The sequence below is a fragment of the Bacillus sp. BD48 genome, assembly GCF_046566805.1.
Taxonomy (GTDB): Bacteria; Bacillota; Bacilli; order Bacillales; family Bacillaceae; genus Bacillus; species Bacillus safensis.
The window spans coordinates 415,558-435,341 of sequence record NZ_JANGFM010000002.1 but is presented as its reverse complement, the minus strand read 5'-3'; the positions used below and the strand labels follow the sequence as shown (position 1 = coordinate 435,341).

At 40.7% G+C, this 19,784-nt stretch carries 21 protein-coding genes; 10 read left to right on the top strand and 11 right to left on the bottom strand.

Annotated features, from left to right (window positions below; genetic code table 11):
• Positions 1-187 precede the first annotated feature (187 nt).
• Both ACLGGR_RS07215 and ACLGGR_RS07210 read left to right on the top strand, forming a co-directional pair.
• Complete coding sequence (locus tag ACLGGR_RS07215; RefSeq protein WP_410972789.1) at positions 188-1,396, top strand: ammonium transporter; 1,209 nt, start codon at positions 188-190, stop codon at positions 1,394-1,396.
• 18 nt (positions 1,397-1,414) lie between these two features.
• Positions 1,415-1,762: a P-II family nitrogen regulator gene (locus tag ACLGGR_RS07210; protein WP_007497589.1), complete on the top strand. Its 348-nt coding sequence runs from the start codon at positions 1,415-1,417 to the stop codon at positions 1,760-1,762.
• A gap of 85 nt (positions 1,763-1,847) precedes the next feature.
• On the opposite strand, the gene spoIIQ is transcribed toward ACLGGR_RS07210, so the two are convergent.
• On the bottom strand, positions 1,848-2,744 hold the full coding sequence (gene spoIIQ / locus ACLGGR_RS07205; protein WP_048237629.1) for a stage II sporulation protein SpoIIQ: 897 nt from the start codon (positions 2,742-2,744) through the stop codon (positions 1,848-1,850).
• 114 nt (positions 2,745-2,858) lie between these two features.
• Here spoIIQ and ACLGGR_RS07200 point away from each other — a divergent pair, with 114 nt between their 5' ends.
• The 5 genes from ACLGGR_RS07200 to rpsN all read left to right on the top strand — a co-directional run bounded on the left by ACLGGR_RS07200 (position 2,859) and on the right by rpsN (position 5,810).
• The gene (locus tag ACLGGR_RS07200) at positions 2,859-3,368 is read left to right on the top strand and encodes a GNAT family N-acetyltransferase (protein WP_251216057.1); all 510 of its coding nucleotides are present in this window, start codon (positions 2,859-2,861) and stop codon (positions 3,366-3,368) included.
• A 162-nt stretch (positions 3,369-3,530) separates the two neighbouring features.
• Positions 3,531-3,953 carry a DUF5362 family protein gene (locus ACLGGR_RS07195; protein WP_024426331.1) on the top strand — a complete coding sequence of 141 codons (423 nt, stop codon included), beginning with the start codon at positions 3,531-3,533 and terminating at the stop codon, positions 3,951-3,953.
• 142 nt (positions 3,954-4,095) lie between these two features.
• Positions 4,096-4,245: a 50S ribosomal protein L33 gene (rpmG, locus tag ACLGGR_RS07190; protein WP_003214771.1), complete on the top strand. Its 150-nt coding sequence runs from the start codon at positions 4,096-4,098 to the stop codon at positions 4,243-4,245.
• An 82-nt stretch (positions 4,246-4,327) separates the two neighbouring features.
• Positions 4,328-5,524, top strand: a complete 1,197-nt coding sequence (locus tag ACLGGR_RS07185; protein WP_410972788.1) for a GTP-binding protein — start codon at positions 4,328-4,330, stop codon at positions 5,522-5,524.
• A 16-nt stretch (positions 5,525-5,540) separates the two neighbouring features.
• A complete protein-coding gene (gene rpsN, locus ACLGGR_RS07180; RefSeq protein ID WP_142945393.1) occupies positions 5,541-5,810 on the top strand; it encodes a 30S ribosomal protein S14 in 270 nt (89 codons plus the stop codon).
• A gap of 254 nt (positions 5,811-6,064) precedes the next feature.
• On the opposite strand, the gene moaA is transcribed toward rpsN, so the two are convergent.
• Both moaA and fdhD read right to left on the bottom strand, forming a co-directional pair.
• On the bottom strand, positions 6,065-7,072 hold the full coding sequence (gene moaA / locus ACLGGR_RS07175) for a GTP 3',8-cyclase MoaA (protein WP_410972787.1): 1,008 nt from the start codon (positions 7,070-7,072) through the stop codon (positions 6,065-6,067).
• Between the two features lie 10 nt (positions 7,073-7,082).
• Positions 7,083-7,871 carry a formate dehydrogenase accessory sulfurtransferase FdhD gene (gene fdhD / locus ACLGGR_RS07170; RefSeq protein ID WP_251216061.1) on the bottom strand — a complete coding sequence of 263 codons (789 nt, stop codon included), beginning with the start codon at positions 7,869-7,871 and terminating at the stop codon, positions 7,083-7,085.
• 134 nt (positions 7,872-8,005) lie between these two features.
• On the opposite strand from fdhD, the gene ACLGGR_RS07165 reads away from it, so the two are divergent.
• Both ACLGGR_RS07165 and ACLGGR_RS07160 read left to right on the top strand, forming a co-directional pair.
• Complete coding sequence (locus tag ACLGGR_RS07165) at positions 8,006-9,271, top strand: L-lactate MFS transporter (RefSeq protein ID WP_410972786.1); 1,266 nt, start codon at positions 8,006-8,008, stop codon at positions 9,269-9,271.
• Positions 9,272-9,353: 82 nt separating this feature from the next.
• Positions 9,354-11,702, top strand: coding sequence for an FdhF/YdeP family oxidoreductase (locus ACLGGR_RS07160; RefSeq protein ID WP_410972785.1), 2,349 nt, complete (start codon positions 9,354-9,356; stop codon positions 11,700-11,702).
• 52 nt (positions 11,703-11,754) lie between these two features.
• Here ACLGGR_RS07160 and ACLGGR_RS07155 read toward each other — a convergent pair whose 3' ends face one another.
• From ACLGGR_RS07155 to ACLGGR_RS07130, 6 genes are all read right to left on the bottom strand, one after another.
• On the bottom strand, positions 11,755-12,432 hold the full coding sequence (locus ACLGGR_RS07155; protein ID WP_410972784.1) for a VWA domain-containing protein: 678 nt from the start codon (positions 12,430-12,432) through the stop codon (positions 11,755-11,757).
• A gap of 83 nt (positions 12,433-12,515) precedes the next feature.
• Positions 12,516-13,214, bottom strand: a complete 699-nt coding sequence (locus tag ACLGGR_RS07150; RefSeq protein WP_142945399.1) for a VWA domain-containing protein — start codon at positions 13,212-13,214, stop codon at positions 12,516-12,518.
• A gap of 323 nt (positions 13,215-13,537) precedes the next feature.
• Positions 13,538-14,563 (bottom strand): stage II sporulation protein D, encoded by a 1,026-nt coding sequence (gene spoIID, locus ACLGGR_RS07145; protein ID WP_323648675.1) that lies wholly within the window; start codon positions 14,561-14,563, stop codon positions 13,538-13,540.
• Between the two features lie 257 nt (positions 14,564-14,820).
• A complete protein-coding gene (gene murA / locus ACLGGR_RS07140) occupies positions 14,821-16,128 on the bottom strand; it encodes a UDP-N-acetylglucosamine 1-carboxyvinyltransferase (RefSeq protein WP_024423722.1) in 1,308 nt (435 codons plus the stop codon).
• Positions 16,129-16,160: 32 nt separating this feature from the next.
• On the bottom strand, positions 16,161-16,895 hold the full coding sequence (locus tag ACLGGR_RS07135) for a YwmB family TATA-box binding protein (RefSeq protein ID WP_142945400.1): 735 nt from the start codon (positions 16,893-16,895) through the stop codon (positions 16,161-16,163).
• Positions 16,896-17,024: 129 nt separating this feature from the next.
• Positions 17,025-17,255, bottom strand: a complete 231-nt coding sequence (locus ACLGGR_RS07130) for a DUF1146 family protein (protein WP_024423724.1) — start codon at positions 17,253-17,255, stop codon at positions 17,025-17,027.
• A gap of 170 nt (positions 17,256-17,425) precedes the next feature.
• Here ACLGGR_RS07130 and ACLGGR_RS07125 point away from each other — a divergent pair, with 170 nt between their 5' ends.
• Positions 17,426-17,902, top strand: a complete 477-nt coding sequence (locus ACLGGR_RS07125; RefSeq protein ID WP_024423725.1) for a hypothetical protein — start codon at positions 17,426-17,428, stop codon at positions 17,900-17,902.
• Between the two features lie 40 nt (positions 17,903-17,942).
• Here the strand turns inward: ACLGGR_RS07125 and ACLGGR_RS07120 are convergent, their stop codons facing one another.
• Positions 17,943-18,338: a F0F1 ATP synthase subunit epsilon gene (locus ACLGGR_RS07120; RefSeq protein WP_003214592.1), complete on the bottom strand. Its 396-nt coding sequence runs from the start codon at positions 18,336-18,338 to the stop codon at positions 17,943-17,945.
• Between the two features lie 24 nt (positions 18,339-18,362).
• Positions 18,363-19,784: a F0F1 ATP synthase subunit beta gene (atpD, locus tag ACLGGR_RS07115; RefSeq protein WP_024423726.1), complete on the bottom strand. Its 1,422-nt coding sequence runs from the start codon at positions 19,782-19,784 to the stop codon at positions 18,363-18,365.

The following is a 19,784-nucleotide window of genomic DNA, read 5'->3' as shown; positions in this document are numbered from 1 at the left end:
CGCCCTTCATTTTTAGTGCTTAACGTACGTTTTTGCTCATTTTTTACGAACTTTTCATCCATTTATATTGAACATAACCAAAAAACCATGTCAGATAAACTTACATGTATATGTTATATATGACTTTTCTCTCTATAATGAAGAATTAAGAAAACAATTAATTCTGAATGATTCGGGGGAATGCAGCATGCAAATGGGTGATACAGTATTTATGTTCTTCTGCGCACTACTCGTGTGGTTAATGACACCGGGTTTAGCTTTATTCTACGGAGGACTCGTGAGAAGTAAAAACGTGTTAAGCACGACCATGCACAGCTTAACATCACTAGCGATCGTTTCAATCGTATGGATCGTATTCGGTTATTCCTTGGCATTTGCACCAGGCAATGCGTGGATCGGAGGCTTAGACTGGGTGGGCCTGAAAGGCGTAGGCTTTGAGCCTGGTTCCTATAGTGATACGATTCCACATTCATTGTTCATGATGTTCCAAATGACCTTTGCCGTCTTAACAACAGCCATCATTTCAGGTGCCTTTGCTGAACGGATTCGCTACTCAGCAGTCGTTGTATTTACACTCCTTTGGGTCACATTTGTATACGCTCCAGTCGCACACTGGGTATGGGGCGGCGGTTGGATTGGCGAGATGGGTGCGCTCGACTTCGCTGGCGGAAACGTGGTTCACATCTCGTCCGGTGTTGCGGGTCTTGTCGTGGCGATTGTGCTCGGAAAGCGTAAAGAAGCAGCAAGCTCTTCTCCGCACAACTTGATCTACACCCTTCTCGGCGGAGCTGTCATCTGGTTTGGCTGGTTTGGTTTTAACGTAGGTAGTGCTCTTACTTTAGACAGCGTGGCCATGTATGCCTTTATTAACACCAATACAGCTGCTGCTGCAGGCATCATCGGATGGCTGTTAGTAGAGTGGATGATCAACAAAAAACCGACCATGCTCGGCGCGATCTCTGGAGCCATCGCAGGTCTTGTCGCCATTACACCCGCCGCAGGCTTTGTTACACCGTTTGCTTCTATTATCATAGGAATCATTGGCGGGGTTGTCTGTTTCTGGGGAGTCTTCTCACTCAAAGCCAAATTTGGCTATGATGACGCACTGGACGCATTCGGCCTTCACGGAATTGGCGGTACTTGGGGAGGAATTGCAACAGGACTTTTCGCCACAACCTCTGTCAATGACGGCGGAGCCAATGGCTTATTTTACGGAGATCCCAGCTTACTTTGGAAGCAAGTGGTCGCGATTGTTGCCACGTACGCTTTTGTTGCCGTTGTGACATACGTGATCATCAAAGTGGTCAATGTCTTCTTCAAAATTCGTGCAACCGAAGAAGAAGAATCAGTGGGTCTTGATTTAACCATGCACGGTGAAAAAGCTTATCAAGATTAAAGAAAAAGGGGTGTCTCTATGAGCAAAATGTATAAAGTGGAGATTGTCACACGTCCAGCTAATTTTGAAACATTAAAGGTGGAGCTTGGAAAAATTGGTGTCACCTCGATTACCTTTTCAAATGTACACGGCTGCGGCTTACAAAAGGGACATACAGAGCTATACCGCGGCGTCAAAAAGGAAAGCAACGTGTACGAACGATTAAAGATTGAAATCGTCCTAAGCAAAGTACCTGTCGAACAGGTCGTTGAAACAGCTCAAAAGGTACTTCGTACAGGCGAACCAGGGGATGGGAAAATTTTTATATATGAGATAGAGAATACAATTAACATTCGGACAGGTGAAGAAGGACCTGCCGCCCTATAGTTTATCCTCCGCCGAGTGGCGGAGGATCTTTTTGAGCAGAAAAAAACCTCTGCATATTCACATACACAGAGGATCTTGTAGGACATTAAGATTGTTTTGTTTCTTCTGACTGACTGCTGTCTTTAGAGGAATCAGAAGATTTCTCTTGATCAGAGGATTTCCCCTTCTCATCAGACTTTTCTTCAGATTTTTCTCCAGCTGGCTCTTTAGCCTTATCTTCAGCAGCAGGTTCCTTCGTTTTTTCCTCAGTCTTTGGCTGAGCAGGTTCTTTTGCTTGTTCCGTCACTTCTTGCGCTGCTTTTTCAATCGTAGAAACAGGCTTGTCAATGAAGCTAAGCGGATTAAGCGCTAAACCTTCCATACGAATTTCAAAATGCACATGGTTGCCGCTTTCAGCACCATATAGATTTTTACCAGAAGCACCAATGACATCATTCTGCTTCACTTCATCGCCTTCTTTGACACTCACTTGTGACAACGATTGATAAACAGTCGACAATCCATCTTCATGTTCAATTTCAACAACGTGACCGAGAACTGGATCTTTTTTCGCTTGAACCACTGTTCCACTAAGAGCAGCTGTGACATCAAACACTTTGCCATCTTTATCTGCAAGATCAATACCTTTGCTCAAGGTATAGGTGTTATTATAGTTTACAAGTGCTGCTTCTTTTTCTTTTTGATCAGCATCTGCTTCATAGAACTTTTTCACGACAGAAACATTATCAGAATTCTTGACCGGCATTGCAACATTTTCAATCGGCTTTCCAACTTCAACGGCATCATCACGCTGTTCTTGCCCTGTTTGATTTCCATCAGATAGTTGGTCTTTCACATCTTTTGATACCGCTTGATACCAAAGAACGGCTGTTAACACGACCGCTGCGCTGACCAAGTAAATAGCAGGGAATACCCAGCGCTTACGGAAAAATTGCTGAACTTTCGTGATTTTGGAAGTACGTTTCTTTTCTTCCTCTCTCATTTTTCATCACCTCAGCAACATTCTGAACACTTTTCAAAAAATATATACACGCGAAATCATTTTTCTTTTTATTTTGCGCAATCGCATCAATAATATGTATGATAAATGAAAAAGATGGGGGACTTAATTGTGAAAACTTTCAACCGGATAGCAACAGAAGATGACCTCAAAGCAATTGTTGATATCTACAATTCAACCATTGCTTCTAGAGAAGTGACCGCTGATACAGAACCTGTTTCTGTCGAAGACCGCCGGCAATGGTTTTTGAATCATTCCGACAAAAGACCTCTCTATGTGAAAACAGATGAGGATGGAAATATCTACGGCTGGCTGAGCTTTGAAACGTTTTACGGAAGACCTGCATACAACGGGACCGTTGAAATGAGCATCTATTTGAACCAAGACTATCGAGGAAAAGGCTTAGGCTCACTTTTCTTACAAGAAGCCATTGAGTTAGCACCATCATTAGGCATTCGAACGTTACTTGCCTTTATTTTCGGGCACAACGAAGCCAGCATTCGACTGTTTAAAAAGCACGGCTTTGAGACATGGGGCCACCTGCCACGCATTGCAGAAATGGACGGCAGCAGATACGATTTAGATATCCTAGGAAAAGAATTATAAAACGAGCGTCTCCCTAAAAAAGAGACGCTTTTTATGACGCAAGTAACAGCTGTAAAAAGTGAAGTGAAGAGAGAAACAATTGAATCAATCAACATTCACTCTTCCTAAAGCACTACTTACTCAAGTATGATAAAGAGTGAATACATAAAGGAGTGAACACCATTGCAACAAACTGAGAAAATTATTCAATCTCTTCATTCAATCGTAAAGTGGGGAAAGGTTGGTAGTATCTTTCTCTATATTTCAGGCGGTCTGGCTATTCTTATTGGTTTTTGGCTTGTTCTTCCTGCAGCCCTTGGCGTCTTCCTCATTATGATGGGAATCCATGTACAAAAATCTGTAAAAGCAGCTGAACACTTGATTCAGGCTCCTGATACTTCTTACGAAGAATTATTAGAGCAATATGCTAAGATGATGAAAATGCAGACACTATTTGCCATTTCAAGTATTGCCGCAGTTATTCTTTCATTCATTGCCATCGTTTTGATTCTTATATTAGGCGGGTTAGCCTTCCTCCAAGAAATTCCTTATGATGTTCAGCAGTATGAAGGTGATTACGAACAAGAACTCGGTGACTTTTATTAATGGAGAGGGGTATCAATGGTCGTTCGATACCCCTTTTGTTTATCATTTGGCTTTGGTTATTCTCCTATGCTTGACATTCAGTCTTGATCATTTTAAAATACAAATCGTAACTATTACGAATTAAAGGAGGATCATATTACTTATGCGCGTGAAAATTACCTTGGCCTGTACTGAAACAGGTGACAGAAACTATATCACAACAAAAAATAAAAGAACAAATCCTGACCGATTGGAGTTAAAAAAATATTCTCCTCGATTAAAGAAATACACCCTTCATAGAGAAACAAAATAAATTTTTTAGGTTATAAATCGTAATGATTACTTTTTAAGTGAGGCGGAAAACAAAATGATCGTTTTCAAAAGGACAAAAACAAATGAATAAGCGTATACCTGTTACAGTATTAAGCGGCTTTTTAGGAGCAGGAAAAACAACGATATTAAATCATGTTCTTCAAAATCGCAAAGGATTAAAAGTGGCTGTGATCGTCAATGACATGAGCGAAATTAATATTGATGCAGAACTAGTCAAACAAGGCGGCGAGCTTTCTCGATCAGATGAGAAACTAGTTGAATTATCTAACGGTTGTATTTGCTGCACATTGAGAGAAGACTTGTTAATCGAAGTAGAACGCCTTTGTAAGGCGGGTAATATCGATTATATTGTCATTGAATCAACCGGTATTAGTGAACCAATTCCCGTCGCTCAAACGTTTTCTTATATTGATAAAGAAATGGGCATAGATTTGACCCGCTTTTGCCGGCTAGATACGATGGTCACAGTAGTAGATGCAAATCGTTTCTGGACTGATTTCCAGTCAGGAGAGAGTTTATTAGATCGTAAAGAAGCGGTTTCCGATGACGACGAACGAGAAATTTCAGATTTACTCATTGATCAAATTGAATTTTGTGACGTGCTCATTATCAATAAATGTGATCTAGTCTCACCCTCAGAATTAGATCGACTTGAGCATGTGCTGAACAAACTACAACCAGAGGCATCTATCATCAGAACCTCCAAAGGTAAAGTACAGCCAGATGACATTTTGAATACTGGTTTATTCGACTTTGAAAAATCAAGTGCTTCTGCTGGATGGATCAAAGAGATCAACGCAGGACATGCTCAGCATACGCCGGAAACAGAGGAATACCAAATTTCATCTTTTGTTTACGAAAGAAGACTCCCTTTTCATACTGGCAGACTGAATACTTGGTTAGATCAAATGCCTGAGCAGATCGTTCGTGCGAAAGGTTTTACATGGCTTGCCACACATCATGATTTAACCATTTTAATTTCACAAGCTGGGAAATCTGTTGCGATTGAACCAATTGCATACTGGATTGCTGCTTTGCCTGAGCAAGAAAAAGCACGGATATTAAATCAGGAACCAGAGCTTCTAGATGAGTGGGACGCAGAGTTTGGTGATCGCCATACAAAACTTGTGTTTATCGGTGTAGATTTGCCTAAATCAGAAATCATTCGTACTCTTGATCAATGCTTGCTCACACCTGAGGAATTTGATCAAGATTGGACTACATTTGAGGACCCCTTTCAATGGAAAATACAAAATTAGGCCAGGAGGGTTTTAATTGGCAAAGAAATCTAAGATTGCTAAAGAAAAAAAACGACAGCAGCTTGTATTGAAATATGCAGAATTAAGGAAAGAGTTAAAAGAAAAAGGTGACTATGAAGCTTTACGAAAATTACCTAGAGACTCTTCCCCTACCCGTTTAAAAAACCGCTGTGAATTAACAGGCCGTCCTAGAGGTTATTTACGAAAATTTAAAATGTCTAGGATTGCTTTTCGTGAGCATGCCTATAAGGGTCATATCCCCGGGGTAAAAAAATCGAGCTGGTAAAGAATGATTTGATCTTATCACAGCACTCGTAAAAGTAAAGCCGCACACAATGATGAAAAATCTATTTTCCAATCTTATCTCAATCTTTTTGAGGTGCAAAATAGCAATTTAAAAACCAGCAGAATCTCTGCTGGTTTTTTATAATGACTGAGTTCATAAGATAAAATGACCTGTTTTCGGAAAAGGATTTTCATCAACGATTATGACATTTTCTCTTCTTTTCAAAAATACACGATCATGATACTTTATTGTCATCAACCACCGATGTATGACATCTCAACCTTTTTCTGATCTTTTTTCTGCTCTCTCTCGGCTGAATATTGATCATGTCTATTCGACCATAATTCCTTTAACCTATTCGTTAATTCTTCATTATCTTTTGTCGTACGAATCATCTGTTTCAGATCAAAACCCGATGATGCAAACAGACATGTAAACAATTCCCCGCGTGCAGACAGCCTTGCTCTGTTACAGGTTCCACAAAAAGCATCTGAAACCGAAGAAATAATGCCAATCTCTCCTGAACCATCTTTGTAAAAAAAACGGTTGGCAACTTCACCTGTATATTGAGGAGGTTCTGGTTTGATAGGATATGTTGAATTAATTAATTCAATTATGTCTTTCTTTGTCATGACATGTTCTAGATTCCATTTATTCGTATTACCGACATCCATAAATTCAATAAACCTGAGAACGTGTCCTTCTTTTTTAAAGTAAGCTGCCATTGGTAAGACATCCTGATCATTCACACCTTTTTGAACAACCATATTAATCTTGATAGCAAGGCCAGCCTTTTTTGCAGCCTCAATGCCATCAAACACTTTTTGGATAGAAATATGCCTTCCATTCATTTGCTTAAAACGGTCAGGATTTAATGAATCCAAACTAATGGTAACTCTATTAAGACCAGCTTTCTTTAACTGATCAGCATATAACGGTAAAAGCGTTCCATTGGTTGTCATCGCAATGTCTTCAATCCCTGGAATTTTTGCGAGCTTTTCTATTAAGACAGGCAGATCCTTCCGCATTAAAGGTTCCCCGCCCGTGATGCGAATTTTTACCACACCTAGGTTCTTTACAAAAAGGGTAGCAAGTCGTTCAATTTCTTCGAAACTAAGTAGTTCTTCTTTTTTCAAGAAAGGATAATCTGGTCCAAAAATTTCAGCAGGCATACAGTACGTACATCTAAAGTTACAGCGATCCGTGACTGATATTCTTAAATCGCGCAATGGTCGATGTCTTTTATCCAAAATACTGACCATACTTTGCCTCCTATTCTGTAATACGCTGAGGATGAGTGTAGATATTAAAGGACTTTCCTCTGACGAACCCAACTGTCGTAATATTTAATTCTTCTGCCATTTTAAGCGCTAGCTCAGTAGGTGCTGATTTTGAAATGACAATAGATACTCCTAGTTTTGCTGCCTTCAATAGAACTTCCGACGATATCCGGCCGCTAAACACAAGGATTTTATCTCTTAGTGGAATTCTCTGAAGTAAACAATATCCATAAATTTTATCTAAAGCATTATGTCTTCCTATATCAGTTCTAGTGATGAATAGCTTTTCGGTATCACACAGTCCAGCATTATGCACTCCACCAGTATGTTGAAATAATTGGCTTTCTTCTTGCAAACACTTCATGAGATGTATACAGGTTTCAGCAGAAATACTGATTCGATCAATGGCTGTTTTTGCCGTCTTCACATCTTGCAGAAAATAAAAGTGTCTTCCTTTCCCGCAGCATGAACCAATTACTCGCTTTGTAAAATCTGATGAATGAAATTCACTTGAGTGAACTAAATCAACATAGGCAAAACCCATACTTTCATCTATTGTAAACCTTTTAATCTCATTTTCAAATCGAATGACCCCTTCTGAAGCCAAAAAGCCGATAACCAATTCTTTCAGATGTTCTGGTGAACAAACAAGTGTCACAAATTCTTCTCCATTCACCATCACAGTTAAAGGAAATTCTTCTACAATTTCATCAGTTTTGCAGGTAATTTGGCCTTCACGGTATTGGTGTATGACTCGTTTCGTTTTAACAGAAGAATTCATTGTATGATCTTCCTTTCAACGCAAATTTAGTTATATGATCCAATCAAATTGTGATATTATTTTAAAAAGTCATAAAAATGTAACATATTTCTATCTTATCAAACTTCTTGATTGCTTTATATGGGGGGAACAAAATGAACAAATCGAAAAATCGCTGGCTCATCGCAACAAGTGCTGTAGGAATTCATTTATCTATTGGGTCTGTTTATGCTTGGAGTGTTTTTACGAATCCTTTACATGAAGCCTTTCAGTGGTCATTAACAGAAATAAGTCTGACCTTCAGTATTGCTATTTTATTTTTAGGTTTATCTGCTGCTTTCATGGGACATTTCGTTGAAAGGTATGGTCCAAAAGCATCTGGTCTCTTCTCAGCTATTTTTTTCGGCATCGGAATGACTGGGTCAGGATTTGCTGTCCACATGTCCTCACTGCCTCTTCTCTATTTATTTTATGGTGTTCTCGCTGGAATAGGTTTAGGCGTAGGCTATATTGCACCTGTATCAACATTAGTTAAATGGTTTCCAGATCGTAGAGGACTTGCAACAGGTTTAGCTATTATGGGATTTGGGTTTGCTTCTCTTATTTGCAGCCCAATTATTCAATTTCTCATTGAAAAAGTAAATATCGCAAATACTTTTTATATTCTTGGAATCTCCTATTTTATCATCATGGTGATCTCATCTCTTTATTTATCTCCACCAACACCTGATGACGTCAAACAATTTGACGTATTCAAAACAAAGCAAAGAAAAATCCCACAAGATTTATCACAGCTTACAGCAAATGAAGCGATCAAAACAAGACGTTTTTATTATTTGTGGCTTATGCTTTTTATTAATATCACATGCGGAATTGCTATTATTTCAGTAGCGTCACCTCTTGCTCAAGAAAGTGTTGGGTTCACTGCAGGTGCTGCAGCTACTCTTGTTGGCATTTTAGGTGCTTTTAATGGTTTAGGACGGATTGGCTGGGCATCGTTCTCAGATTATATAGGAAGGCCGAATACGTATACGATTTTTTTCAGTATCCAGCTCATTGCATTTCCTTTACTCCCCTATTTAAAAGAACCACTCATCTTTTCAATCGTCATGGCGATCATTTATACGTGCTATGGAGGAGGATTTGCTTCAATTCCAGCCTATATTGGGGATTTGTTTGGTACAAAGCAGCTTGGTGCCATACACGGTTATATTTTGACTGCTTGGGCCGCTGCTGGTTTAGCAGGACCTCTATTTTCATCCTTCATCCGAGATATAACAGGTAATTACACACAAAGTCTTATGGTGTTCTCTGGTTTATTTTTCATCGCTTTTATCATATCACTTCTTATTCGGAAGGATATTCAGCAGCTGAGAGAAAAAAACCTACCTGCTTCTTCCTCAATCTCAGCCCGGCCTTAATTTGAATTTGACAGAATCACAATCTAAAGGTAATTTTTAGATATGAAAACGCTTTACAAAGTAATAGGAGGGTGATGATCTCATGGGGAAAACAAAACATAAGGGGCCTGTTAAACTCAATAAAAAACCCTCACCAAAGCTATGGGCCTCTTTTGCACCAATGGGGCTTGGCAAAGTGAAACCGAAACACATTCGAGATACGATGAAAGTGGCATGGGAGAACAAAGATAACCTTCCCTACGCGTACCGTATTTTAACGCAGGGCGTTTGTGACGGCTGTGCTCTTGGTGTCTCAGGACTGTATGATCAAACGCTCGCAGGACCTCATATATGCACCACAAGACTAAATGTGCTTCGTCTTAACACAATGCCAGCTATTGATCCAAAATGGTTTGAAGATATTCATCAGCTAAAGCAAATGGACAGCACCTCTCTTCGCAAGCTTGGGCGAATTCCTTATCCATTGATTCGAAAAAAAGGGGACAATGCCTTTACACGTATTTCTTGGGATGATGCATTAGATCAAATTGCAGCTAAAATCCAATCAATTGATAAACGACAGCTTGCTTTCTATTTAACCGCCAGAGGAATTACAAATGAAGTTTATTATACCGCTGCAAAGGCAGCTCGATTTATGGGGACAAATCATATTGATAATGCCTCTCGCATTTGCCATTCACCGAGTAAAACCGCTCTTAAACGGTCCCTTGGCATCGGTGCTTCAAGCTGTAATTACAGTGATTGGATTGGAACGGACGTATTAATTTTTTGGGGATCTGTCGCAGCAAACAATCAGCCTGTTTCCACTAAATATATGTACGCTGCTAAAAAGAAAGGGACAAAAATTATCGTCATCAATCCGTATAAAGAGCCTGCCATGGAAAAGTACTGGGTTCCTTCTATTCCAGAAAGTGCTTTATTCGGCACAAAAATCGCAGATGATTTTTACCAAGTCAATATAGGTGGCGATATTGCGTTTATGAACGGCGTCATCAAGCATTGGTTTGACATGGAGCAGAATGCTCCCCATTCGGCTCTTGATCATGAATTTATTCAAAACCATACAACAGGCATACAGGATTTAAAGCAGCATGTCGCACAGTTGAAGTGGGAGGACCTAGAAGCATCATCAGGTTTATCAAAAGAAAGAATGAAGGAATTTGCGATACTCCTGGCAAATGCTAATTCAGGCGTTTTTATTTGGAGTATGGGCCTTACCCAGCACCGGTTTGCAACTGATAATATATCACAGGTTGCCAACCTTGCCATGCTCCGAGGATTCATTGGCAGAAAACATTGTGGTGTCATGCCAATTCGTGGGCATAGCGGCGTCCAAGGTTCCGGTGAAATGGGTGCTGATCCATTCGCTTTACCCGGTAGTGATTTTGATGAAGAGAATATTGAAAGAATCGAACATATATGGGGATTTGACATTCCTAAATGGCATGGTGATACCATTGGGCAATCCTTTGAGAAGATGGCTCTCCCAAAAGACCATCCACAAAAACTCAAAATGCTGTTTACGAGCGGCGGAAACTTTTTAGAAACGATGCCAAATCCAGAAGCGATTGAAAAAGCATTATCTGAACTTGAACTCCGTGTCCACCAAGATATCATTTTGAATACCTCTACGCTTGTAGACGCTGAAGAGGCGGTGATTGTTCTACCTGCTATGACAAGGTATGAACAACCAGGCGGCGGCACATCAACCAGTACGGAACGTATGGTATATTTCAGTCCAGAAATTGAAGGACCTCGTATTGAGGAAGCAAGAGCAGAATGGGACATCTATATTGATCTTGCGAAAAGAGTCCGGCCAGAAGATGCCGAACTCATTCATTTTGAAACAGCTGAAGACATTCGTCGTGAGATTGCGATCGCCAATCGAAACTATGATGGCATCCAGCATTTACGTCATAAAGGAGACGTTTTTCAATGGGGAGGCGCATGGCTTTGTGAAGATGGCGTATGTCCAACACCAGATGGCAAGGGGCACCTTCTTCCTGCCCAGCTGCCTCAATATCGAAAAACCGAGGGGCATTTCAATATCACGACAAGAAGAGGAAAACAATTCAACTCCATGATCTACAGTGAAAAGGATGCCTTTAATGGTGGAAAACGACATTCTATCCTAATGAATGAAGAAGATGCAAAAGAGCTTTACGTTCAAGAAGGTGATCCAGTTGTTCTCTTTAATCAATATGGGTCCTATCAAGGAGTGGCTCAATTCGGAGAGTTGAGACGTGGCAATATCGCAGTTTATTGGCCTGAAGGAAACGTTTTAATTCCTAAAGGTGTGTATGAGAGCTACTCACAGATTCCTGAATATAATACGGCAGCCATATTAGAAAAAGCTGAAACCTTCCATGCAAGAAAGGATCAGCATTACGTGGAGAAACGAATTGATGAATTAGAAACGACTTTGAATTGATCGTCAACATAAAAAACAGCTGGGGTGTTTTCCCCAGCTGCCATTTCATTCTCTACCGACCAAAAGCGCTCGCTTCTTGTTGAAGAATGCGGTTCAATTCTTCAGCATTTGCCGCCGGTTGATATTGTCCTCCACCCGCTTTTGCTACAGATTTTAGACTTTTTGCTTCTTTTTCATTCACGTCGAAGCCAATGATATTGACGATTGTATCAATTCCGTCTTCATGTAATTCTTTTGCTGCTTGTGAAGGGCTTCCACCACAAGTTTCTTCACCGTCACTGACCACATAAACAATATTTTTCCCTTCAGCCTGATGATCTTCAAAATCTTGTTTTGTATCTGTTAATGCTTTTGCAAGTGGTGTCCAGCCAGTTGGCTTATACACATTCAGTGCTTGCTGAAATGTTGATGGCTCATATGATCCAAACCCGTAAACGGCTTCAGAACTTGAACAAGAAACAGCTTTCCCTGCATTTTTATTGGTTCCTTCATGACCAAACACGCGAAGCAGAACTTGTGTATCTTCGGATAAAATGCTCGCGAAGCTTTGAATAGACCTTTTGGCGATATCGATTTTCTTTTCTCCTTCAACTGATTGTGCCATGCTCCCGCTTAAATCGAGTAATATCACCACATGCGCAGGCGGCTCCTGTTTTGTTACAGCATGAGCTGGTGAAGAAAGAAGCAGGACAAGACTAGCCAAAATGGTTAATATGATATTTCTTTTCATCAATAAAAAACCTCCCTTTTTACTTTTGTACAGAAAAAGAGAAACGAAAGCATAAATCAATCGTTTCCCTTTTGTTCAGCAAGTTATTCGTGTAGTTTTAATGATTCTGCTGTAAAGATAGATCCCATTTCTTTACCAGTGCTTGCTTGGTAGTAATGGCCTTTACCAGCTTTGGCTACTTGCTTCAATTGACCTTCATAGCCATCGTTAAAGTCTAATCCGATCACATTTACAACAGTCGATCCTTTTGAGTTATGCAATTCTTTTGCTACTTTTACTGGATCTCCGCCACAAGTTTCTTCACCATCAGTGATTAAGTACACTATATGCTTTGTTCCTTTAGTAAGCTGCTCATCCGCTTGCTTTGCACTTTCAAGAGCACGTGCAATCGGTGTCCAGCCAGTTGGCCCAAGTCCGTTTAAAGAGTTTTCGAAGCTGTCCTTTTCATAAGGCTGTACGCCGTAAACACCTCTAATGACTTCACATGATTGAGCTTTACCTGAATTTTTGTTGTTTCCTTCAGAACCAAACAAGCTCATACGAATTTTAGCGTCTTTTGGAAGTGACTGAGCAAATTTAAATACCTCTTGTTTTGCGAGATCAAATTTGCGCTCTCCCTCAACTTTTCTTGCCATGCTTCCACTTGCATCAAGCAAGATTGTGACTCTTACATCTTTATTATGTTTTTTGACTGTAGATGCTTCTGCAAATACTGGTGAAGAGATTGACATAGATAATGTCAATACAGCTAAGGTTACGAGTGAGAATACTTTTTTCAACATAATTTTCCTTCCTCCTTATGTATTTGATTGAAACATCTTAATCGTAAAATATTCTGTCTTGGAATGGTATAGGACTCGGTCCCTTTTTCTCTTTCATCAAAATCACTAAAATTCTGTCAGATGTCTAGATATTTTCACCTAACGAGCCAATGATCCTCTCGATTTCTCCTCCTTTTGAGGGGCTTTGTATCGGCCATCAGTTCTTATCGGGACGTAAATGTTTAAGTTTTCCTTCGGTGCGTCTTAAGTCGCAATTTGTCACATTCTGTTCAAACCTCTTTGAACACACAAAAAAAATGCCTCATTTCTGAGACACCTTTGCTTTATTTTTTAGCCATATATGTGTTGAGAAAACGATCGGCTGATTCGATTTGAATTCCTTTATAATAATGTTTCACGATGGCATCTACTTTCTTGCCTGCCTGCGCCATATAATGCGCACCATATTGACTCATGCCTACACCATGCCCATATCCTTTTGTTGTAATCACAATCTGCTGACCTTGGCGTTCCCATGTGAAGTCCGCTGAATGAAGGCCTAGTGATTCCCGAATGTCTCGGCCTGAGAGCGTTTTACCGTTGATCACGGCTTTCGCTACCTGGTTTCCTGGTGTCCGTTCTACAATCTGTCCGACCTGAGCCTGCTGAGTGAGCGTCACACCTAATTTTTGTTGAAATTCACTCACCGAGATGGTTTTCTTGTTTTGAAATTTTGGCGATTTTTCGTCCCATTTACTTGAGACACTTTTCAAATAAGGGATTTCGTTTTTCCAATAGGCTTCGGCATTTTCCGTTTTTCCGTTACTTGTTGAAAAGAATGAAGCATCAATTGGTTTCTCGTCATAAGTCAGCACTTTTCCTTGTGTACTGGCGACAGCTTCCGTGACCTTTTTTAATTTCCAATTGTACGATTTCCCCCAAATTTTCTTGAGTTCCTGCTTGTTTTTGTAAACTTGGAACATTTGGGTATCATCTACAAGAGAGCCTTTAGGCGATTTGACGGTCTTATCGCTGATCATTTGTCTGACGATATACGTTCTTGCTGCGAGCGCCTGTGCCTTGAGTGCTTCCATTTCAAAATCAGCTGGCATTTCAGATGCGACGACACCGATCACATACTCTTCTAAGGGGATGTTTTCTACCTGCTGATGAGCTGAGCGATAGACGGGGATAGCGACGGGGGATTGCTTCAATTTGACTGAACCCTTGACTTCTTTTTTAACTGATGGTTCCGCCGCTACGTGCTGGCTGGCCGCCGGCTTCCCTTGGAACGTCGGCAACACAAGTAATGTTGGAATCATTAAAATGATGATGCATATTCCTGCGATTGTCCATATCATTGGTTTCATATTCGGCTGCCCCCATTTGTCATTGAATCTCTTTTATCCTATGGACAGGGACAAGCTAATATGACAGCTTCTTTCATTTAGTGGACAAGTCTTTTATGAAGATATGAGGCTGTTCTTCGATGGATTTTACTGTTCGTCTGTATGAATAAAATTTAAGATGGTTGGATACACTATTGATAAGCTTCGTGAAATGAGTCATTCTATGATTCTAAAAAAAAATCAGCATGCCCCAATGGACACACTGATTTCTTTCATGATTAAGCGTTCAGATCTGATACAACTTGTTCTTGTGTCACATCTGCTGATTCATCGTTGACTCTTTCAATATCTGCACCGATTGCTGCAAGCTTTTGGTGGAAGTTCACATAACCACGGTCAATATGCTTCAACTCAGTGACACGTGTATGACCTTCTGCCACTAATCCAGCAAGTACAAGTGCTGCTCCTGCTCTTAAATCAGTCGCTGCCACTTCAGCACCTTGAAGTTGAACCGGCCCATTGATAATGACAGAGCGACCCTCAATTTTAATATCGCCATTCATGCGGCGGAATTCTTCAGCATGCATAAAGCGGTTTTCAAACACCGTTTCTGTGATCATGCTTGTTCCGTTCGCACGAAGCAATAGCGCCATCATCTGAGATTGCATATCCGTTGGGAACCCAGGATGCGGCATTGTTTTTAGATCGATTGGCTTGAGCTCAGATGGTCCAATGACTCTTAAACCTTCTTCTTCTTCAATGATCTGAATACCCATTTCTTCCATTTTTGCAACAAGTGATGTCATGTGCTCTGGCACTGCACCTTTTACAAGAACGTTTCCTTCTGTAATGGCTGCTGCCACCATGAAAGTACCTGCTTCAATTCTATCAGGGATGATGTTGTGTTTTGCACCGTGAAGTGTTTCCACACCTTCGATTTTGATTGTACCAGTACCAGCACCGCGAACCTTACCGCCCATGGCATTGATGTAGTTTGCTAAATCAACAATTTCAGGTTCTTTTGCTACGTTTTCTAAAATTGTTGTTCCTTCAGCTAATGCTGCTGCCATGATGATGTTTTCAGTTGCCCCTACACTTGGGAAATCCAAATAAATTTTTGCACCTTTTAAACGGCCTTTTACTTCAGCCTCGATGAAACCATTACCTACTTGAATTTTAGCTCCCATTGCTTCAAAGCCTTTTAAATGCTGATCAATTGGTCTTGAACCAATCGCACAGCCTCCAGGTAATGCAACTCTTGCATGACCTGTTCTTGCTAAAAGTGGTCCCATGACAAGCACGGATGCTCGCATTTTACGGACATACTCAAACGGAGCCTCAGTTTCTAGTGCATGAGATGCATCAACTGATACTTCGTTATTTTCAAAATGTACTTCTGCTCCTAAATGACGTAACACTTCATTGATTGTATATACATCGGAGAGCGTAGGTACATCACAAATTACGCTTTTTTCTGTACTTGCTAACAAAGATGCAGCGATAACTGGTAAAACGGCATTTTTTGCGCCTTCTACTTTAACTGTGCCGTTTAACTTTTGACCGCCGCGGACGATGATTTTTTCCAAGGTCTTCCCCTCCGCGTCCCAAATTCTCTATATTAATATTCAGTCGTTACGATTGGTGTGCCAACCGTAATCGTATGATTTTCGTTCATTTCCGAACTTCTGATGGCAATTTGAACATTCATTTTATCATTTGAAGTCATAATGAACTGTTCCCACTTATCTGTGTAAGCGGAAAGCGACACAAAATTAGACTCAACGAGATACTCAACTGGTTTTGCTTGAAATTCATTTGCTAACGTTTCAGCTTTTTTTTGCAAAACAACATCCATCATACCATTTACATGACCATCGAGACAAGTAAAAATTACAATTTTCTCTTGTAATATGCTTTTTGCATGACGTACGAACTGATCATATGTATGCTCCCAGGTATTCAGTGGGCGAGCACCTTTTTGCTCATATAATAAATACGACTTTTGGTTGGATTTTGTGTCGGTCTTCACGAGTAAAATTTTCGATACTGTATCATTTTTTTCATCTTTGTAAATTCCTGTGACTTTGGTGACATGTTTCTCTTTTTTTTCGGTCCACTCATACTGTCGTAGTTCGTCTTTCAAACGTTTCACTTTTTTTGAAAATTGTTCGGATGAAATATCTACATTTGTTTTGGCATGAAGGGTCCACCCATCGACTTCGATTTGCTGGTTTTTCAGACCCTCTGCTATTTGAGCGAGCGGAGAAGATTCTTCCGCACGAACACCTTGAATCATCAGAACAAAAAAAAGAATAAACGCAAATAATGGCCAACCTTTCAAATACTTTCTCACTTGTCATTCCCCCTTGCTACAAGTGTTGCCGCAAGGAGGTCAATGCATACGTGGAAAAGTCAACAAAAGGTCAACCTTTTGACCCTTCCTTTTACGTTCCCGCAGAAGGCAGTGACCAAACCTTTTATGTTAGAACATATAAGGAATTTGTCTGGAGAAGTTTAAGTAATCAAGGAAGAAATTGCTGACCGCAGATGCGATGGCAATGGTAATGAGCATCATCAGCAGCCTTGCTTGAACGATTTTCCCTTTTTTAATGAGTGGATCAATATTTACAGCAAGCAGTGCCCACCATGTAACCGCGATAAAAAATAGGTGGATCACAATGCCCACGATTGCTTGTTGTCCTACGTCTTCCATACAGTTGAATCCTCCTTTTATTTATTTCTGTAAAGGAAAACTCCCTTTCATTATATCCTCGAAAATCGGAAAGATGAATCATTTGGAAAAAAGAGCTACATTTAGTGTGAATCCCCTCTTATCCTGATGCCAAGGAGATGATATACTGCGTGTGGAAGGAGCTGAACACATTGAAAGATTCTTTTCCTGACTTTGTTGATTTGTACGGAGAATTGGTTCCCTCATTTGATCATGAATGGGAGGCCATTGCTTTCTACTTTGATTATAGACAGACACAGCTAGAAGAATTAGCGCAATTGTGTCATTTTCATAACATTTCTTTGGATCACTCTGAGGAAAGCCTGTATCAGTTAGAATCACTATACTTCGATGCATTGACCAAGCAGCTGTTCGCTGAGTGGAAAATGCCAATAGATGCATTAGAAGCGATGATGAGTGTGTATTTAGGAGAGGTTGTCATCCGTCATCATTCAGATGCTGACTGGGTGGTGCGGCCTTATATGGACTCTCCGCACAAATATACGCTTGGCTTACGCAGAAACAATAAAACATGGCATTGCAGTACGCAATTTTGCGAGAACTTATATCTAGAAAAGCAAGCATCTCATCCTTATGTGTCGATGTATCAATCTCTTATGTCATCCTAAAAAAACCTTCTTATCATTGTGATAAGAAGGTTTTTCTGTTTTATTTCCCTGCTACATTTAAACGGTTTAACGCCCGTTTTAATGCGAGTTCCGCCCGGCGTACATCACTTTCATTCGGGTGGTTCAAATGCTCTTCAGCACGCTGTTTCGCTGATTTAGCACGATCGACATCAACTTTGTCTGATGTTTCAGCGGCCTGAGCAAGAATCGTTACTTGTTCAGGGCGGACTTCAACAAATCCGCCACTTACTGCAACCAATTCAGTTGATCCACTATGTTTTAAGCGAACTGCACCGATTTTTAGCGGAGCAACCATTGGAACGTGGCCAGCTAAAATACCAAGCTCACCGCTTTCTGCTCTTACACTGACCATTTCCACATCCGCTTGATACACTGGGCCGTCGGGAGTAACGATATTGACTTGAACGGTCTTCATGCTTTTACCCTCCTAAGGACCAGATTAGGCCTCTACACCCATCTCTTTGGCTTTTTCAATCACTTCTTCAATGCGTCCAACTAAGCGGAATGCATCTTCTGGAAGGTGATCGTATTTACCAGACAAGATTTCCTTGAAGCCTTTAACAGTTTCTTTCAATGGCACATAAGAACCCTTTTGGCCAGTGAACTGCTCTGCTACGTGGAAGTTTTGAGATAGGAAGAATTGAATACGACGCGCTCTGTGTACCACAAGCTTATCGTCCTCAGATAATTCATCCATACCTAAAATGGCAATAATATCTTGAAGCTCTTTATAACGCTGCAATGTTTGCTGCACTTCACGCGCAATCGCGTAATGCTCTTCACCAACGATCTCAGGTGCAAGTGCACGAGATGTTGAAGCAAGAGGATCAACCGCTGGGTAAATACCCATTTCAGTCAGCTTACGCTCAAGGTTTGTCGTTGCATCAAGGTGAGCGAATGTTGTTGCTGGAGCTGGATCCGTATAGTCATCCGCAGGTACATAGATCGCTTGAATCGATGTAACCGATCCTACGTTTGTAGACGTGATACGCTCTTGCAGCTGACCCATTTCTGTTGCTAGTGTCGGCTGATAACCTACCGCTGAAGGCATACGTCCAAGAAGGGCTGATACTTCAGAACCTGCTTGTGTAAAACGATAAATGTTATCGATAAAGAACAATACGTCTTGACCTTGTTCATCACGGAAATGCTCTGCCATTGTCAAACCAGTTAGGGCAACACGCATACGTGCACCTGGCGGCTCGTTCATTTGGCCGAAGACCATGGCTGTTTTCTCGATAACGCCAGAATCTTTCATTTCGTAGTAAAGGTCGTTTCCTTCACGTGTACGCTCTCCAACACCAGCGAATACAGAAATACCGCCGTGTTCTTGTGCGATGTTATTGATCAATTCTTGAATCAGAACGGTTTTACCTACACCGGCTCCACCGAATAGACCGATCTTTCCACCTTTGATGTAAGGAGCAAGCAAGTCAACAACTTTGATACCTGTTTCAAGAATTTCAACTTCTGTAGAAAGTTGATCAAAAGAAGGCGCTTGTCTGTGGATTGGATCTCTTTGCGCTTCCACACCAAGTGGCTCATCTAAGTCAATGTTATCTCCCAGTACGTTGAATACACGTCCAAGTGTTACGTTACCAACTGGTACTGAAATTGGTTTTCCAAGGTCTACAGCTTCCATACCGCGCTTCACACCGTCTGTTGATGCCATCGCGATGGTTCTCACTGTATCATCACCTAAATGTAGTGCTACTTCTAAAGTTAAGTCGATATCAACTTCACTTTCGCTTTCCGCTTTATGCGAAACTTTGATCGCATTATAAATCTCAGGCAAGTGACCGTCTTCAAAACGAACGTCTACGACTGGTCCCATGATCTGACTGATGCGTCCTGTTTTCAT

Coding starts and splice junctions, on each gene's coding strand:
- ACLGGR_RS07215 (WP_410972789.1), top strand. CDS start 188: ATGCAAATGGGTGATACAGTATTTATGTTCTTCTGCGCACTACTCGTG.
- ACLGGR_RS07210 (WP_007497589.1), top strand. CDS start 1,415: ATGAGCAAAATGTATAAAGTGGAGATTGTCACACGTCCAGCTAATTTT.
- spoIIQ (WP_048237629.1), bottom strand. CDS start 2,744: ATGAGAGAGGAAGAAAAGAAACGTACTTCCAAAATCACGAAAGTTCAG.
- ACLGGR_RS07200 (WP_251216057.1), top strand. CDS start 2,859: ATGGGGGACTTAATTGTGAAAACTTTCAACCGGATAGCAACAGAAGAT.
- rpmG (WP_003214771.1), top strand. CDS start 4,096: ATGCGCGTGAAAATTACCTTGGCCTGTACTGAAACAGGTGACAGAAAC.
- ACLGGR_RS07185 (WP_410972788.1), top strand. CDS start 4,328: ATGAATAAGCGTATACCTGTTACAGTATTAAGCGGCTTTTTAGGAGCA.
- moaA (WP_410972787.1), bottom strand. CDS start 7,072: ATGGTCAGTATTTTGGATAAAAGACATCGACCATTGCGCGATTTAAGA.
- fdhD (WP_251216061.1), bottom strand. CDS start 7,871: ATGAATTCTTCTGTTAAAACGAAACGAGTCATACACCAATACCGTGAA.
- ACLGGR_RS07165 (WP_410972786.1), top strand. CDS start 8,006: ATGAACAAATCGAAAAATCGCTGGCTCATCGCAACAAGTGCTGTAGGA.
- ACLGGR_RS07160 (WP_410972785.1), top strand. CDS start 9,354: ATGGGGAAAACAAAACATAAGGGGCCTGTTAAACTCAATAAAAAACCC.
- ACLGGR_RS07155 (WP_410972784.1), bottom strand. CDS start 12,432: ATGAAAAGAAATATCATATTAACCATTTTGGCTAGTCTTGTCCTGCTT.
- ACLGGR_RS07150 (WP_142945399.1), bottom strand. CDS start 13,214: ATGTTGAAAAAAGTATTCTCACTCGTAACCTTAGCTGTATTGACATTA.
- spoIID (WP_323648675.1), bottom strand. CDS start 14,563: ATGAAACCAATGATATGGACAATCGCAGGAATATGCATCATCATTTTA.
- ACLGGR_RS07130 (WP_024423724.1), bottom strand. CDS start 17,255: ATGGAAGACGTAGGACAACAAGCAATCGTGGGCATTGTGATCCACCTA.
- ACLGGR_RS07120 (WP_003214592.1), bottom strand. CDS start 18,338: ATGAAGACCGTTCAAGTCAATATCGTTACTCCCGACGGCCCAGTGTAT.
- atpD (WP_024423726.1), bottom strand. CDS start 19,784: ATGAAAACAGGACGCATCAGTCAGATCATGGGACCAGTCGTAGACGTT.